Annotated in this window: 13 protein-coding genes and 1 pseudogene; 8 read left to right on the top strand and 6 right to left on the bottom strand. The window is 68.8% G+C overall.

Annotated features, from left to right (window positions below):
• Nucleotide 1 precedes the first annotated feature (1 nt).
• Nucleotides 2-238: a general stress protein CsbD gene (locus tag A5678_RS11035; protein WP_068042049.1), complete on the bottom strand. Its 237-nt coding sequence runs from the start codon at nucleotides 236-238 to the stop codon at nucleotides 2-4.
• 161 nt (nucleotides 239-399) lie between these two features.
• On the opposite strand from A5678_RS11035, the gene A5678_RS11030 reads away from it, so the two are divergent.
• The 5 genes from A5678_RS11030 (at nucleotide 400) to A5678_RS11010 (ending at nucleotide 5685) form a co-directional block, all read left to right on the top strand.
• Complete coding sequence (locus tag A5678_RS11030) at nucleotides 400-1239, top strand: SDR family oxidoreductase (protein WP_068042046.1); 840 nt, start codon at nucleotides 400-402, stop codon at nucleotides 1237-1239.
• 170 nt (nucleotides 1240-1409) lie between these two features.
• Entirely contained in the window at nucleotides 1410-1817 is a 408-nt protein-coding gene (locus A5678_RS11025) for an STAS domain-containing protein (RefSeq protein ID WP_068042044.1), read from the top strand.
• 264 nt (nucleotides 1818-2081) lie between these two features.
• Entirely contained in the window at nucleotides 2082-2480 is a 399-nt protein-coding gene (locus A5678_RS11020) for a heme-binding protein (RefSeq protein ID WP_067949848.1), read from the top strand.
• 119 nt (nucleotides 2481-2599) lie between these two features.
• Nucleotides 2600-3655: a DNA topoisomerase IB gene (locus A5678_RS11015; RefSeq protein ID WP_068042507.1), complete on the top strand. Its 1056-nt coding sequence runs from the start codon at nucleotides 2600-2602 to the stop codon at nucleotides 3653-3655.
• 236 nt (nucleotides 3656-3891) lie between these two features.
• The gene (locus A5678_RS11010) at nucleotides 3892-5685 is read left to right on the top strand and encodes a thiamine pyrophosphate-requiring protein (protein ID WP_068042041.1); all 1794 of its coding nucleotides are present in this window, start codon (nucleotides 3892-3894) and stop codon (nucleotides 5683-5685) included.
• A gap of 11 nt (nucleotides 5686-5696) precedes the next feature.
• Here the strand turns inward: A5678_RS11010 and A5678_RS11005 are convergent, their stop codons facing one another.
• Both A5678_RS11005 and A5678_RS11000 read right to left on the bottom strand, forming a co-directional pair.
• Nucleotides 5697-6359 (bottom strand): UdgX family uracil-DNA binding protein, encoded by a 663-nt coding sequence (locus A5678_RS11005; protein WP_068042037.1) that lies wholly within the window; start codon nucleotides 6357-6359, stop codon nucleotides 5697-5699.
• Nucleotides 6360-6424: 65 nt separating this feature from the next.
• Nucleotides 6425-6985 carry a hemerythrin domain-containing protein gene (locus A5678_RS11000; RefSeq protein WP_068042034.1) on the bottom strand — a complete coding sequence of 187 codons (561 nt, stop codon included), beginning with the start codon at nucleotides 6983-6985 and terminating at the stop codon, nucleotides 6425-6427.
• Nucleotides 6986-7124: 139 nt separating this feature from the next.
• On the opposite strand from A5678_RS11000, the gene A5678_RS10995 reads away from it, so the two are divergent.
• The 3 genes from A5678_RS10995 to A5678_RS10985 are packed head-to-tail and all read left to right on the top strand — an operon-like array spanning nucleotide 7125 to nucleotide 10204.
• Nucleotides 7125-8162: a hypothetical protein gene (locus tag A5678_RS10995; RefSeq protein WP_068042031.1), complete on the top strand. Its 1038-nt coding sequence runs from the start codon at nucleotides 7125-7127 to the stop codon at nucleotides 8160-8162.
• Between the two features lie 59 nt (nucleotides 8163-8221).
• Nucleotides 8222-9226 (top strand): sensor domain-containing protein, encoded by a 1005-nt coding sequence (locus tag A5678_RS10990; RefSeq protein WP_068042028.1) that lies wholly within the window; start codon nucleotides 8222-8224, stop codon nucleotides 9224-9226.
• 9 nt (nucleotides 9227-9235) lie between these two features.
• Nucleotides 9236-10204, top strand: coding sequence for an aldo/keto reductase (locus A5678_RS10985; protein ID WP_068042025.1), 969 nt, complete (start codon nucleotides 9236-9238; stop codon nucleotides 10202-10204).
• A 22-nt stretch (nucleotides 10205-10226) separates the two neighbouring features.
• On the opposite strand, the gene A5678_RS10980 is transcribed toward A5678_RS10985, so the two are convergent.
• The 3 genes and pseudogenes from A5678_RS10980 to A5678_RS10970 all read right to left on the bottom strand — a co-directional run.
• Nucleotides 10227-10994 carry an SDR family oxidoreductase gene (locus tag A5678_RS10980; protein ID WP_082945499.1) on the bottom strand — a complete coding sequence of 256 codons (768 nt, stop codon included), beginning with the start codon at nucleotides 10992-10994 and terminating at the stop codon, nucleotides 10227-10229.
• A gap of 91 nt (nucleotides 10995-11085) precedes the next feature.
• On the bottom strand, nucleotides 11086-12840 hold the full coding sequence (locus tag A5678_RS10975; RefSeq protein WP_068042019.1) for a sensor domain-containing diguanylate cyclase: 1755 nt from the start codon (nucleotides 12838-12840) through the stop codon (nucleotides 11086-11088).
• 138 nt (nucleotides 12841-12978) lie between these two features.
• Nucleotides 12979-14009, bottom strand: a pseudogene (locus tag A5678_RS10970) (glycogen debranching enzyme); the annotation flags it as partial.

Below are 14009 nucleotides of genomic sequence, written 5' to 3'. Positions count from 1 at the left end.
CTTACTGGTTTTCCTTCTGGCGCTGTTCGGCGGCCTCCGCGCCGGCCCGGGCGGACTCGGCTTCGGCCTCCTTCTTGCCCGCGTCGCGCTGAGCGTCGGCCTTGTCCTGCTGGGCCTGGCCCTCCTTGACCACGTCGTCGCGGCCGAGTACGGCCCCGCCGACCTCCTTGACCTTGCCCTTCACGCCCTCGACGGCGCCGGTGACGGCTTCCTGCGGTCCGCTCTTGTCATCGCCCATGGGTCGACCTTCCTCTGGTTACTGTGCAACTCGCCCCTACCGCGTTCCCGCCGGCCGGCCCGTCAAACGCCCCCGCCCGTGTGCGCGGGATCACCGATTACCGCCGAATCGGACCGTTTCAAACCCGATTGGCCGGGTAGTAATGCGACCGAAGAAAAGAGGTGAGGCTTCTGACCACCATCGCCGTGATTGGAGCGACCGGCACAGCCGGGTCGCGTGTCGTCGCCAGGCTCAAGGCCCGCGACGTCGCGATCATCGAGGTTTCGCGCGCACACGGCGTCGACCTGCTCGACGGGGAGAGCCTGTATCGGGCGCTCGACGGAGTCGACGTCGCAATCGACGTATCCAACCCCGCGGCGGACGACGGGCAGCCCAACTTCACCCGGACGCTGGCCACCGCCTCCCGCAACGTCATGGGCGTGTGCGCCGCCCGGGGGGTTCAGCGTCTGGTGGTCTCGACGATGGCCGGCATCGACGATCCGGTGTTAGACGGGCTCGAATACTTCGAGGCCAAACGGGCGGCGAAAGAGATTCTGCTCGACGGCCCGGTCCCGACCACGGTCGTGAAGTCCACCCCCTGGTACGAATCCGCCACCGGCCCCGCGGGGCCCGTGGATTCTGACGGGGACGAGGTGATCGTCGAGGACTGGTTGATTCAGCCCATCGCCGCCGACACCGTCGCCGACGTACTCGTCGAGGCCGCCCTGGCACAGACGCATACGCCGCGCACCATTACCGGTCCGGACACCATCCGGCTGCCGGAACTGACTTCGAAAGTGCTTGCCCGGCAAGGAGACAACCGTACCGTGCGCGCGGTGCAGCCTCGCGTTCCCGCGCTCGCCACGGGCGCGCTGCTGGCCTGCGAGCGTGCGGTGGTAGTCGGCCCCGGCGTCGAGTCCTGGCTGAGCTCGCTGCCGCCGGCGAGCACCGACGGCCACGCGAAGGACGGCGACGAGAGCGCGCACGCATCGGTGCACAGGCCGGATTTCTCCCGGGTCTGAACGTCGCGAATCCAGGAAACGAAGAGTTCTCGCCGGCCTTCCGCATTCCGGTGCGCCGGCGACGGTATTGGCGTTATGGTCGCCTCAGGTTGAATCCACAGCCGCCCTCTTGCGAGCGGCCTGGGCACTGGTCGCTCACCACTCACCACGACAATTGGCGGGGCGACGATATGAACACTCAACCCTACCGAGTCGAAGAACGACTCCACTGCTATGAAATCGATTGCGCCGGAGCGCAACTGGACGTGCAGGCGCACGGTCTGGCCACGGTCCTGCGCGTCCGGGGGGAAATCGACGCGTCCAACTCGGACCTCCTCGCCCAGGCGATCCGCCGCTTCGTGCGGCTGCGGGCCCCGCTGATCCTCGACCTCAGCCGCGTGGATTACCTGGGCAGCGCCGGCCTTCGAACGTTGCTGCTCGTCCAGGACGAATGCCAGCTCGCCCGGCTGCAGTGCAGCGTGGTCGGCGGTGTCGCGCTGCGTCGGCTCACCCGCCTGGTCACCGGCCTCGGCCTGCACATGGTCGACTCGGTCGGCGAAGCTCTCCGGCTGATCCAGGGCGCCAGTCGCGCGGGGTGAAGGCGGTATACGGTCACGATTCCGTCACGATCTTTATTACGGTTGCTTAAGAACCGCCACGTTTTCCGTAAGAATTCTCAGCGTTGGCGAGCGGATTTGATCGTTCACTTAGTGAACGCGCGCGTTCCGTGGCCAAGTCGGTGGGCTTAGGTCCTCCGTTCGTCCTGAGCGAACACGACCACTTTCCACTTCCGCTACTTTGGGTTTCGAGGATCGGGAGCCTCGTTCGAAGTGAATTCGCAATTCTGAAGGACAACACTGATCATGAAAATCAGCAGTATCGTCGCGCGCCGGCGCCTGGCCGGCATCAGTGCAGGCTGCCTGCTCGGGGGCATCACCATGGGTCTCGTCGGCGCTCCGTCGGCCGTCGCAGCGCCCGACTGCAGCCCCGGCGGGGTCAACGCCACGGTTTCGTCCGTGCAGGGCTCGGCCGAGCAATACCTGGCCGCGCACCCGGGCGCCAACCAGGTGGTCACCGCCGCCTACGGCCAGCCGCGTCCGGAGGCCGAGTCGAATCTGCGGGGCTACTTCACGGCCCATCCGCAGGAGTATTACGACCTGCGCGGCATCCTGGCACCGATCGGCGACACCGAACGGCAGTGCAATGTCAAGGCGCTGCCGCCGACCCTGGAGTCGGCCTACCAGGAGTTCATGGCCGGCTGATTCCGCTGCGATGAAGAAACGACCCGTCACGAGGCTGTGGCGGGTCGTTTCCCTGCAACGTGTGAACGGTTCCCGCTGCGGGTAATTGTCCGGTCAGCGAACGTAACTGGAGGGACATGATGCGGCTGCGTCGCAGCGTTCTGAGCAAGCCCGGCATCGCGCGCAAGCGTCGGGGCAAGGGCTTCGCGTATTACGGACCCGACGGCGAACCGTTATCCGACCCCCAAACCCTGCAGCGGATCAAGGATCTGGTCATTCCACCGGCCTGGAAAAACGTGTGGATCTCGCCGCACCCGAGCGGGCACATTCAGGCTGTCGGCGTGGACGCCGCCGGCCGCCGCCAGTACCTCTACCACACCGCATGGCAGCAGGAGCGCGCCGAGGAGAAGTTCGACCGCGTCCTGGAATTGTCCACCCGGTTGCCACAGTGGCGCGCCGTGATCGCGAAAGACCTGAAGCGCAGCGGGTTGACCCGCAAACGGGTGCTGGCGCTCGCATTGCGCCTTCTAGATCGCGGGTATTTTCGCGCCGGCGGGGAGCAGTATGCCGAGGAGCACGAGTCGTACGGCCTGGCGACCCTGCTGTGCGATCACGTGGTGGTTCGGCGCGACGCGGTCGAATTCGACTTTCCCGCCAAGAGCGGCGTGCGGCGCACCGTGGAGATCGAGGACCCCGAAGTGGTCGGGGCGGTGCGTGCGCTGATGCGCCGGCCCAACCGAACGGAACGACTGCTGGTGTGCCGCACAGCATCCGGCTGGATAGACGTGCGATCCGATGACCTCAACGCCCGATTCAAGGAGCTCGTCGGCGACGAATACACCGTCAAGGACCTGCGGACCTGGCACGGGACGGTGTTGGCCGCCACCGCGTTTGCCGACGCCGATCCGGCCGTTTCCCGGCGGGTGGCCAAACGCGTGGAATCCGCGGTCATGAAGGAGGTCGCCGAGGAGCTCGGCAACACCCCGGCGGTGGCCCGTGGTTCCTACGTCGACCCACGCGTCGTGACCGGCTACGAGCAGGGGCTGACGATCGCCGCCGCGACGCGGCGCGCCGAACGCGCCCGCAACCCCGACGGGGCCCAGGAGATCCTCGACAAAGCCACCCGCATGCTGATCCGGCGGGTGGCCAAGGGCCACAGCGCGTCCGGATCGTCCGCGCTGCCCAAGAGCGCGTGAGTCAAGCTGGACGGGTGGCTCGCAGCCCGGGCCGGGTAGACAAAACCGACGATTAAGCGCGGCGATCGTGGGTATGCCGGACGTGTGGGAATTGCCCTGGTGGCCCATGCGTGCCAGGTTGCGGTCGAAACAGACGGCCGCGGGTCATCGCAGCAAGCCACGCGTCAGCGTGGCTCCTGCGCGGCCCGGCGCACCTAGCGAACATCATTCGAAACCGTCTGTCTGGGAGGACATCAATGGCTAAGCAAGAGGTCTCGGACTATCTACTCGAGCGACTGCGGACGTGGGGCATCGAGCATGTGTTCGCCTACCCCGGCGACGGCATCAACGGCCTGCTCGCCGCGTGGGCCCGCGCCGACAACAAGCCGAAATTCATCCAGTCGCGCCACGAGGAGATGAGCGCCTTCGAGGCGGTCGGCTACGCGAAATTCACCGGCCGGGTCGGGGTCTGCGCGGCCACGTCTGGGCCCGGGGCGGTCCATCTCCTCAACGGCCTCTACGACGCCAAACTCGACCACGTTCCGGTGGTGGCCATCGTCGGGCAGACCAACCGCACCGCGATGGGCGGCAACTACCAGCAGGAGATCGACCTGCTGAGCCTGTTCAAGGACGTCGCCAGCGACTACGTCCAAATGGTCACCGTCCCAGAGCAATTGCCCAACGTGCTGGACCGCGCGATCCGCATCGCGATGACCCAACGCGCGCCCACGGCGTTGATCATCCCCAGCGACGTGCAGGAGCTGCCGTACTCGCCCCCTGAGCACGCGTTCAAGATGGTGCCCTCCAGCCTGGGCATCGAGTACCCCGAGATCGCCCCCCACGACGGGGCCATCGCGCGGGCGGCCGAGGTCCTCAACGCGGGCAAGAAGGTGGCCATGCTGGTGGGCACCGGCGCGCGCGGGGCGCACGAGGAGTTGGCGCAGGTCGCCGACCTCCTCGGGGCCGGAGCGGCAAAGGCCCTGCTGGGCAAGGACGTGCTGTCGGACGAATTGCCTTGGGTCACCGGCTCTATCGGCCTGCTGGGAACGCGGCCGAGCTACGAGCTGATGCGGGACTGCGACACGCTGCTCACCGTGGGGTCCAGCTTCCCGTACACGCAGTTCCTGCCCGAATTCGGGCAGGCCCGGGCCGTGCAGATCGACGTCGACGGCCGGCTCATCGGCATGCGCTACCCGTACGAGGTCAACCTCGTCGCCGACGCAAAGACCGCGCTGAAGGCCCTGATTCCGCACCTGCGCCGCAAAGAGGACCGGTCGTGGCGCGAAGAGATCGAGAAGAATGTGACGCGCTGGTGGGAGACGATGGACAAGGAAGCGCACGTCAGCGCGGACCCCATCAATCCGATGCGCCTGTACTCCGAGCTCTCCCCGAAGCTGCCGGACGACGCGATCGTCACGGCCGACTCCGGGTCGGCGGCCAACTGGTACGCCCGCAACCTGCGCTTCCGCGGCAACATGCGGGGCTCGCTGTCCGGCACCCTAGCCACCATGGGACCCGGTGTGCCGTACGCGATCGGCGCGAAATTCGGCCATCCGCGCAGGCCCGTCATCGCGTTCGTCGGCGACGGCGCCATGCAGATGAACGGCATGGCCGAGTTGATCACGATCAAGCGGTACTGGCAGGAGTGGGCGGACCCCCGGCTAATCATCGCGATCCTGCACAACAACGACCTCAACCAGGTCACCTGGGAGATGCGGGCCATGGCGGGGTCACCGAAATTCCATGAATCCCAGGCACTTCCGGACGTCGACTTCGCCGCGTTCGCGGCCAGCCTGGGGCTGAACGCGATGACGATCAAGGACCCTGACCAACTCGAAGGCGCTTGGAGCAATGCGTTGTCGGCCGACCGTCCCACCGTGATGGACGTCTTCACCGACGCCGACATGCCGCCCATCCCGCCGCACGCCACCTGGGACCAGTTCAAGTCGGCCACCACCGCGGTGCTATCCGGCGACGAGGACCGCGTCGGCTTCGTCAAGGTCGGCCTGAAAACCAAGGCGCAGGAGTTCATGCCGCACAAGAAGGGATGAGCAGCGGTCCGTCAGCGAACGACGCCGGCGCGCGCGCTGCGCAGGTCGTCGACGAAAAGCCGATAGGCCTCGTCGTGCTGGTCGCTGCGGTCGCGCAGCACGGCCGACGGGTGCACCGTCGCCACCACGGTCGGCTCCGGGTCGACATCAACGAGGGATGGGGGCAGCCGCACTTCGCGGCCCCGCTGGGCGGACACCCGAAAGTCGGCCCCCAGCAGGGATTGCGCGGCGGTCGCACCCAGGCACACGATGACCTGCGGTCGCACCGCCTCGATCTCGGCGATGAGCCAGGGGCGGCAGGCGACCACCTCGGTACGGCCGGGCTTTTGGTGGATCCGTCGTTTGCCGCCCTTGCGGGTGAACTTGAAGTGCTTGACCGCGTTCGTGACGTACGCCAGCCCCGGATCGATCCCCGCGTCTTCGAGGGCCCGGTCCAGCAGCCGCCCGGCCGGTCCGACGAACGGCTCGCCCGCGAGGTCCTCCTGGTCGCCCGGCTGCTCACCGACCAGCATGATGGGCGCTCCCGCGTTTCCGTCGCCGAACACCGTCTGAGTGGCATCGGCGAAAAGCTGGCAACCGCGACAACATTCGGCCGCCGCTCGCAGCGCGTCCAGTCCCCGTTGCTCGGGCTCAGGTAGGTAGCGCTCGGCGCCCGGCGCCTTGGTCGCGGTCATGGTGCTCCCCTCAACGCGGGGCGGGGTGCCCCTCCCCTCCGAGTGGGGGCACCCCGTGAGTCGTGCTAGCCCTTGCCGACGATGGCGTCGCGGGCCCGGTCCAGCATCGCCGCAAACGGTCCGGCGGCCAGGTTGGCCGCCGGCGACTCGACACCGGCGTGCGGCCGCGTCGGTGCGATCGCCTCGGCGAGCTTGGCCGCGCGGCCCATCCGTTCGAGCTCCTCGCCGCTCAATTCCTGGCCCAGCTTCGAGAACTCGTCGTGCTCCTCGTGCTCGGCGTGATCGACGACCGCGTCGCGCAGTTTCGTAAGCACCTGCGTGAACTCCGGGCTGTCCACGTCGAGCTTCTCCAGCTTCTGCAGGACGGTCTTGGCCTCGTGCTCTTCGTGCAGTCGCTTGTCGACCACCGCGGCGCCCTCGGAAAGCTTCCGCTTGGCCCGCGGGTGCACGATCTCCTCTTCGGCCGTCTCGTGCACGGCCAGCAGTCGCCGGAGTTCGACGAACGCCTGCTCGCGTTCCTTCCCCGACGCCGCCAGGGTTTCGGCGAACAACGACTTGATCTGCTGGTGTTGACTGACGAGAAAGTCGACCACATCGGTGGGCGACTTGATGGCGGTCTCAGCCATGGTGTCCTTCCCATCTCGGCTTCGGCGCGCGGGCTGTTGCGCGCTCTCTTGCGGCTACCCGACGAAATCCGCGACCAAACGGGTACGGCCGCCCACCAGTGGGTAGTTCCCCACCAAGTCATAAAGAAGGAGAACGCTTGTGACTACCGGTTTCCGCAGTCGGGCGGCGATCCTCGGCGCGCTCATCGTGACGGCCGGCTGCGCGGCCCCGGGAGCGTCGCTGGAGAGCGAACCCGACGTCGCGATCTGGTCGGTCGCCGCGCCCCTGCGCGATCCGGTCTGGTCGTATCGTGCGCATGCCCTCGTCGGGCTCACCGGCGATCACCGGCTGGCCGAGGTCACCGCCGGTGACCGCCCGGGCGACGCCAAGACGCGGATGTCGGCGCCCATGGCGGTCGGGCGCAATCTGCAGATCAGCCAGAAAGACGACCGGATCGTGTTCGTGCCGCAACCCGAGCGCGGCCGGGTCGCCGAGGTCGACCTCGAAAGCCTGCGCCAGGTCGGCGATTTCGATGCCGGACCCGCCCCGGCGTACCTGTCCGAAGACGCCGGGTTGCGGACGCTGCTCGCGCTGTCGTCGGATGGCAGGTCGGTGACGCCGGTGGATCAGTACGGCTTCCGGAAACTGCCCACCGCCCCGGTCGCCGGTGATCCCGCGGACACCATCGACGGCGCCAACCGCGGCCGCGAGCTCGACTACCACGTGTATGCGCCGTCCGGAATCCGGCATTACAAAGGGTCTTCGTCCCCCGCCGAGGAGCGCGGCTCGCTGCGCATGAACGTCGCGGTCTCGGCGGGTGACGGCGCCGCGGTGACGCGCAGCTATGTCGCGGGCCACGACGACAACACGCTGTACGCGGTGGACTCGCGCCGGGGCGGCGAGGGCTTGACGGTGCTGGCCAGCACCCGACTGCCGTCCCCGGTCCGCGAATTGGGCACCGACGACACCCGGATCTACGCCGCCACGGACCACGAGGTGGTGGTGCTCGAGACGGCCAGCTTCACCGGCTTCCCGGCGCGCAGCATCCCGGTGATCCGCGTCATCGGCTACCGGGCGGGATTGCCGCCGGCGGCCCAGGCGGCGCCCGTGTCCGGCATGGCGATCGGGCCGCATCGGGTGTACCTGACCTTGGCCGACGCGCCGTATGTGGTCAGCGTCGCCAAGCCGCGGCTGTGACGCTGCGTCGCATCGTCGGCTACATTGCGGGCAGGTGCGGCCGGTAAGGAGGCGCTGGCGTGACCGACCCGCAGGACTCGTATTGGCAGAACCCGTACACGTACGACCCGCTTGGCCGGGTCCCGCCCGCACCGCCCCCGATGGAGCCGCCGGTCTTCACACCGCCGCCGACGGCGCCCTACCGCCCGCCCGTCAACGTGCTGGCGACGTTGTCGCTGGTGTTCGCGTTCGTGTTCGCGCCCGTCGGGGCGATCCTGGGACACGCCGGGCTGGCGCAGATCCGCCGTACCGGCGAGCCCGGCCGCGACCGCGCGCTGGCGGGGCTGGCACTGTCGTATGCATTCATCGCGGTCACCGTGGTCGCCCTGACCGCGTGGGCCACGCTGGGCGGGGCCCCGTCCACCCAGACCGCGGCGCCGGCCACCACCTCCACGAGCGCGGCGCCTCCGGCGGCCCCCGGCCCGGTCGCGCCCGACGACCTGGCCGCGCTTCTCCCCGGCGCCGATGCCCTCAAGAACCTCACCACCGACGAGAACCTCGAGGCCGGCCAGACGTGGGACAACATGGGCCGCTCCAACGCGGAAGGGGCCATCGACCGGCCGGAGTGCTGGGGCAGCGTCGCCCCCGGCACACCGGACGCCTATGCCGGCGCCGGCGTGGCCGGATACCGCGCGGCGGAGTTCCGGGACTCACGCAGCTTCCTCAAGTCCACCCAGGTCATCGAGGCGGTGGTGGCGTTCCGCGACCCGGCGGCGGCCCAGGCGCAGCTTGGGGCGCTGCAATCGGGATGGCGACGGTGCGGCGGCCTGACCGTGACGCTGACACCGGCCAACGGCGAGGCGCTCCCGTTTTCGGTGGGCACACCCGCCGACGCCGCCAACGGCATCACCACGCTGGACCTGACGCCACGAGGACTCCAGATCCGCTCGGCCCGGGCGATCGCGGCCAAGGCCAACGTCATCGTCGACCTGATGGTCTCCTGCAGCGGCACGACGGACAGCGGCCAACCGCGGCTGGCCGGCGTGGGCATCGCCAACTACGTGCTGGGCAAGATCCCTGGCTAGGGTGGGCGCATGAAGTATCTCGAAGTCGAAGGAGTGGGCCGGGTCAGCCGGATCGGCTTGGGCACCTGGCAATTCGGGTCACGCGAATGGGGCTACGGCGAGGGATACGCGGCGGGCGCCGCCCGTGACATCGTGCGCCGGGCCCGCGCCCTGGGGGTGACGCTGTTCGACACCGCCGAGGTGTACGGGCTGGGCAAGAGCGAGCGGATCCTCGGCGAGGCGCTCGGTGACGAGCGCGCCGATGTCGCGGTGGCCAGCAAGATCATGCCCGTCGCGCCCTTCCCCGCGGTGATCAGGCAGCGCGAGCGCGCCAGCGCGCAGCGACTGGGGCTGGACCGCATCCCGCTTTACCAGATCCACCAGTCCAACCCCTTGGTCCCCGACACGGTGATCATGCCGGGCATGCGCGACCTGCTCGACAGCGGCAAGATCGGCGCGGTCGGCGTCTCCAACTACTCGCTCGAGCGGTGGCGGAAGGCCGACGCCGCGCTCGGGCGGCCGGTCGTCAGCAACCAGGTCCACTTCTCGCTGGCCCACGCCGGGGCGCTGGAGGACCTGGTGCCCTTCGCCGAGCGGGAGAACCGCATCGTGATCGCCTACAGCCCGCTCGAGCAGGGCCTGCTGGGAGGCAAGTACGGCCCGGACAACCGTCCGGGCGGCATTCGGGCGCTGAACTCGCTGTTCGGCACCGAGAACCTGCGCCGCGTCGAGCCGCTGCTGCAAACGCTCCGCGACGTCGCGACCACGGTAGGCGCCAAGCCCGCTCAGGTGGCGCTGGCCTGGCTGATCAGTTATCCGGGCGTCGTCGCGATCCCCGGCGCGTCCAGCGTCGAGCAGCTCGAGTTCAACGTCGCCGCCGCCGACATCGAGCTGCCACCGGACGCGCGCGAGGCGCTCACCGGGGCGGCCCGCGCCTTCCGGCCGACCTCGGCCAGGCGTTTCCTGACCGACCTGGTCCGCGAGAAGCTGGGCCGCTAGGACTGACGGCGGCGACCCGAAGCTAGGACTGTGCGGAATCCGCGAACGCGGCGGGGCTGGCGGGGGCGCCCCTGGCGACCACCACCGGCATCGAGGTCGCGGCGTTCGTCCGCAGGATCGTGTGCACCACGTCGATGAGATCCTCGACCGGCATCAGCTTGCCGGGCATGCAGCCGCGGGAAGCCCACAGCGGCACGGCCTTCATGGCGAGGTCCATGTCCCAGCCGATGTTCATTCCCGTGGCCGCGTCCCCCTCGCCACCCGGGCATTCCCCGACTATGAAGGTGGTGAAGCCGATGTCCGGGTGTTCGGCCCGCCACGCGTCGACCATCCGCTCGAGCGCCGCCTTGCTCACCCCGTACGCGCCCAGCCCCGGCCATGGCGGCCCGAACGTGCCCGCGTCGGAGGACAAGTAGACCGCTTTGCCCGCGGAGACCGTCAGGTGCGGTACCGCCGCGGCCGTCACCAGCGCCGCGCCGACGACGTTGGTGTCGAAGATGCGCCGCCAGGTCGCGGCGTCGGTGTCGACCATGCGGACCAGGGGCCCGACGGCGGGGGTGTAGACGATGTTGTCGATGCCGCCGAGGGCGTCGGCGGCGGCGGCGATCGCCGACCGGCACGACGCCTCGTCGGTGACGTCGCACTCGATGGCGATCGCGCCCGGGCCGGCCTCCCTGGCCGCCGCCTCGATGCGCTCGCGGCGCCGGGCCAACAGCGCGACCTGATCGCCGCGCTGGGCGAGGCCGACGCCGATGCAGCGACCGAGTCCGCTCGAGGCGCCCACCACCACTGTCCTTGACATATTTGCCCTCTCTTGTAACGAGCTGCCGTCGGCAAAAACCTACCGGATATCACTCGTCGCAGGGCGAGGGCTCGGCGACTTAGTTGTGAACGACGGTGTTCCGGTCCCCCAGCTTGGCCCGGTACATGGCCGCGTCCGCCCGGCCGGTGATCGCGTCAACGGACTCGCCAGGCAGGGCGAGCGTGGCGCCGATGCTCAGCGTCGCCGATAGCGTCTTCCCGGATACACCGATGGGTTCGGCGGCACGGCAACGAATCTTCTCGGCGATCTGGGCGAGTTCGTCGATGCTGTGGATGTCGGGCAGGAGGACGAGTATCTCGTCACCCCCCATCCGGCCCACCGTGTCACTCCTGCGCACACTCTCACGGATCCTCGCGGCCAGCGTTGCCAGCACGCAGTCGCCGACGCCGTGGCCCCAGGTGTCGTTGATCTCCTTGAAGTGGTCGACGTCGCAGAACAGGACCCCGACGTATGTGCCGAGCGGTCGTGGTGTCTGCATCGCGGTCTCGAATCGGCTGATGGCCTCCGCCCGGTTAACCAGGCCGGTAAGGATGTCGAACCGTGCCATCCGTTCCAGCCGCTGCTCCGCCTCGACCTGGTCGTCGATGATCCGCAACGCGGCGATCAGGCCGTCGGTGTTGCCCTCGGCGTCGACGTACGGTTTTCCATGGCCCTCGACCCAGTGGTAATCGCCGTCGGCGGAGCGCACCCGGAACCGTTGCAGGACCGATTCGCCGGCAGCGACTCTGTCCAGCGCGGTGAGGACCGTCTCGAGGTCACGCGGATGGATGTGGCGGTCGAAATCGGAGCCGGTCCAGTGTTGCGGTGGGCGGCCCAACGCGGCCTCGACGGACGGTGAGACCCACACAATCTCGCCGTCCCGGAGGTGCACGATGATGTCAACCGCATTGTCGGCGAGGATGCGGTAGCGCATCTCGGCGTCGGCGCGTTCCTTGCTGACCAGCTCCTGCTCTATCAGCAGCCTCTGCTCGCGCTGGATGAAGAAGAACGTGATCGCCCCGACGGTGGCGGTGCCCAGCAATATCGAGAAGGTCCATTCCGCGTGCTGGCCCAGTCCGAGCCCCAGAAAGAGCGGCCTTGCCAGCGCTACGACGATCGGAAAGCCGGCGAGGAGGGCCGCCAACCGGAGCAGTGTTTTCCGGTCGGGCCGGGCGAGCAGCCAGGCGACCGGAAACCGGTCGGGGCGCGCCAGGGACGTCGCCGCGGCGAGCAGCAACAGCGCGAAGGCGGTCATGAGCGCCTGGCCGGTGGAAGGCGAGTAGCCCACCAGCGCCAGTGCGTTGAACAGGTAGGCGCCGACTGTGACGAACGGGATGGCCGCGCCGGCGGCCATGCATGCCGGCCACACCACGCGGGTCCGCCGGTCCGCTCGGGTCAGCGCCGCGGCGGCCGCCAGGGGCAGCACCGACACGGACGTCTGCGGGCTGGGACGCCCGGGCCACGTCTGCTGCGACGCGCGCACCGCGTCCCCGAACCACGCCAGGTCCAGGCCGGACGACGGCCGACCGGTGGCGTACTCCACCAGGGTGATGCCGGCAAGGGCGCTCACACCTACCGCCAGGCCACGCCCAACCCACACGCGCCGCCGCGACGGACGTCCCGACTGCGCTGCAATCGCCGCGGCCAGCACCGCCAGCCATACAGCGGTCCATGGCATCATCTGCGGCCAGCTCGAATCGATCCGGGTCAGCCGGTCGATGCCAGCCGCCCAGCCGACCCAGGTGAGCGCGGCGAGGGTGAACACCATCCCCAGGGCGATCCGTCTGCACCAGGCCACGTCGTTCAGGCACGCCTCGGGGCTCGGCCTCTCCATCGCTGCCCCTTCCTTCCCCCGCGGCCGCGCAACCGACAGTGTGCGGGAGAAGGAATGCGATGTCTGGGGGCAAAAGGTCACCAATCTCGGGGCGAAGGTCACCGGTGCCCGCCTGATCAGACGGCGGCGGGCGGCGCGTCAGCCACCGTCGGGGGCCTGCAAGACCACGGCGGTGTGCGCGTCCACGGTGAGCGTGCCTCCTCCGGGCACCTCCTCCGCGGGCGTCTCCTCCTCCGGCCCGGTGAACACCACGAGTTGCCAAGAGGCACCGAATTCCTTTGGCGGCAAGGTGAATTCGATCGGCTCGTAATGGGCGTTGAAGCACAGCAGGAAGGAGTCATCGAGCACCCGCTGCCCCCGCGGGTCCCGGTCGGGGATGCCGTGCCCGTTGAGGAACACCGCGACGGATTTCGCGAATCCCGCGCCCCAGTCCTCCTCGGTCATCTCGGTTCCCTCCGGGGTGAACCAGGCGATGTCGGGCAGGCCGTCCTGGCCGCGGCGGCCCAGCGGCTCGCCGGAGAAGAACCGCCGCCTGCGAAAGACCGGATGGTTGGCACGCAGCGCCGACACCATGCAGGTGAATTCCAGCAGGCCGTTGTCCGCTTTCGCCCAGTCGATCCAGGTGAGCTCGTTGTCCTGGCAGTACCCGTTGTTGTTGCCGTTCTGCGTGCGGCCCAGCTCGTCACCGTGGCAGATCATCGGCACGCCCTGCGACAGCAGCAGCGTGGTGAGGAAGTTGCGCTGCTGGCGGGCGCGCAGCGCGTTGACGCCCGGGTCGTCCGTCGGCCCCTCCGCTCCGCAGTTCCAGGACCGGTTGTGGCTCTCGCCGTCGTTGTTGTCCTCGCCGTTGGCCTCGTTGTGTTTTTCGTTGTAGGACACCAGGTCTCGCAGCGTGAACCCGTCGTGGGCGATGACGAAGTTGATCGACGCGACCGGGCGGCGCGCGGTGTGCTCGTAGAGGTCGGCGGACCCGGACAGCCGGTAGGCGAACTCGTCGAGGGTCGACGGCTCGCCGCGCCAGAAGTCGCGGACGGCGTCGCGGTACTTGCCGTTCCATTCGGTCCACTGCGGTGGGAAGTTGCCGACCTGGTAGCCGCCCGGGCCGACGTCCCACGGCTCGGCGATCAGCTTGACCTGGCTGACGGTCGGATCCTGTTGCACGAGCTCGA

This window comes from Mycobacterium sp. E2733 (genome assembly GCF_001667585.1).
Classification (GTDB): domain Bacteria; phylum Actinomycetota; class Actinomycetes; order Mycobacteriales; family Mycobacteriaceae; genus Mycobacterium.
The sequence above is the reverse complement of the archived record's forward strand: the minus strand, read 5'-3'. Positions and strand labels throughout refer to the sequence as shown.

What these genes read in the sequence shown, in the direction of transcription:
- A5678_RS10985 (WP_068042025.1), top strand. Translation starts at nt 9,236, where the DNA reads ATGAAGTATCTCGAAGTCGAAGGAGTGGGCCGGGTCAGCCGGATCGGC.
- A5678_RS11000 (WP_068042034.1), bottom strand. Translation starts at nt 6,985, where the DNA reads ATGGCTGAGACCGCCATCAAGTCGCCCACCGATGTGGTCGACTTTCTC.
- A5678_RS11020 (WP_067949848.1), top strand. Translation starts at nt 2,082, where the DNA reads ATGAAAATCAGCAGTATCGTCGCGCGCCGGCGCCTGGCCGGCATCAGT.
- A5678_RS11025 (WP_068042044.1), top strand. Translation starts at nt 1,410, where the DNA reads ATGAACACTCAACCCTACCGAGTCGAAGAACGACTCCACTGCTATGAA.
- A5678_RS10975 (WP_068042019.1), bottom strand. Translation starts at nt 12,840, where the DNA reads ATGGAGAGGCCGAGCCCCGAGGCGTGCCTGAACGACGTGGCCTGGTGC.
- A5678_RS11035 (WP_068042049.1), bottom strand. Translation starts at nt 238, where the DNA reads ATGGGCGATGACAAGAGCGGACCGCAGGAAGCCGTCACCGGCGCCGTC.
- A5678_RS11010 (WP_068042041.1), top strand. Translation starts at nt 3,892, where the DNA reads ATGGCTAAGCAAGAGGTCTCGGACTATCTACTCGAGCGACTGCGGACG.
- A5678_RS11005 (WP_068042037.1), bottom strand. Translation starts at nt 6,359, where the DNA reads ATGACCGCGACCAAGGCGCCGGGCGCCGAGCGCTACCTACCTGAGCCC.
- A5678_RS11015 (WP_068042507.1), top strand. Translation starts at nt 2,600, where the DNA reads ATGCGGCTGCGTCGCAGCGTTCTGAGCAAGCCCGGCATCGCGCGCAAG.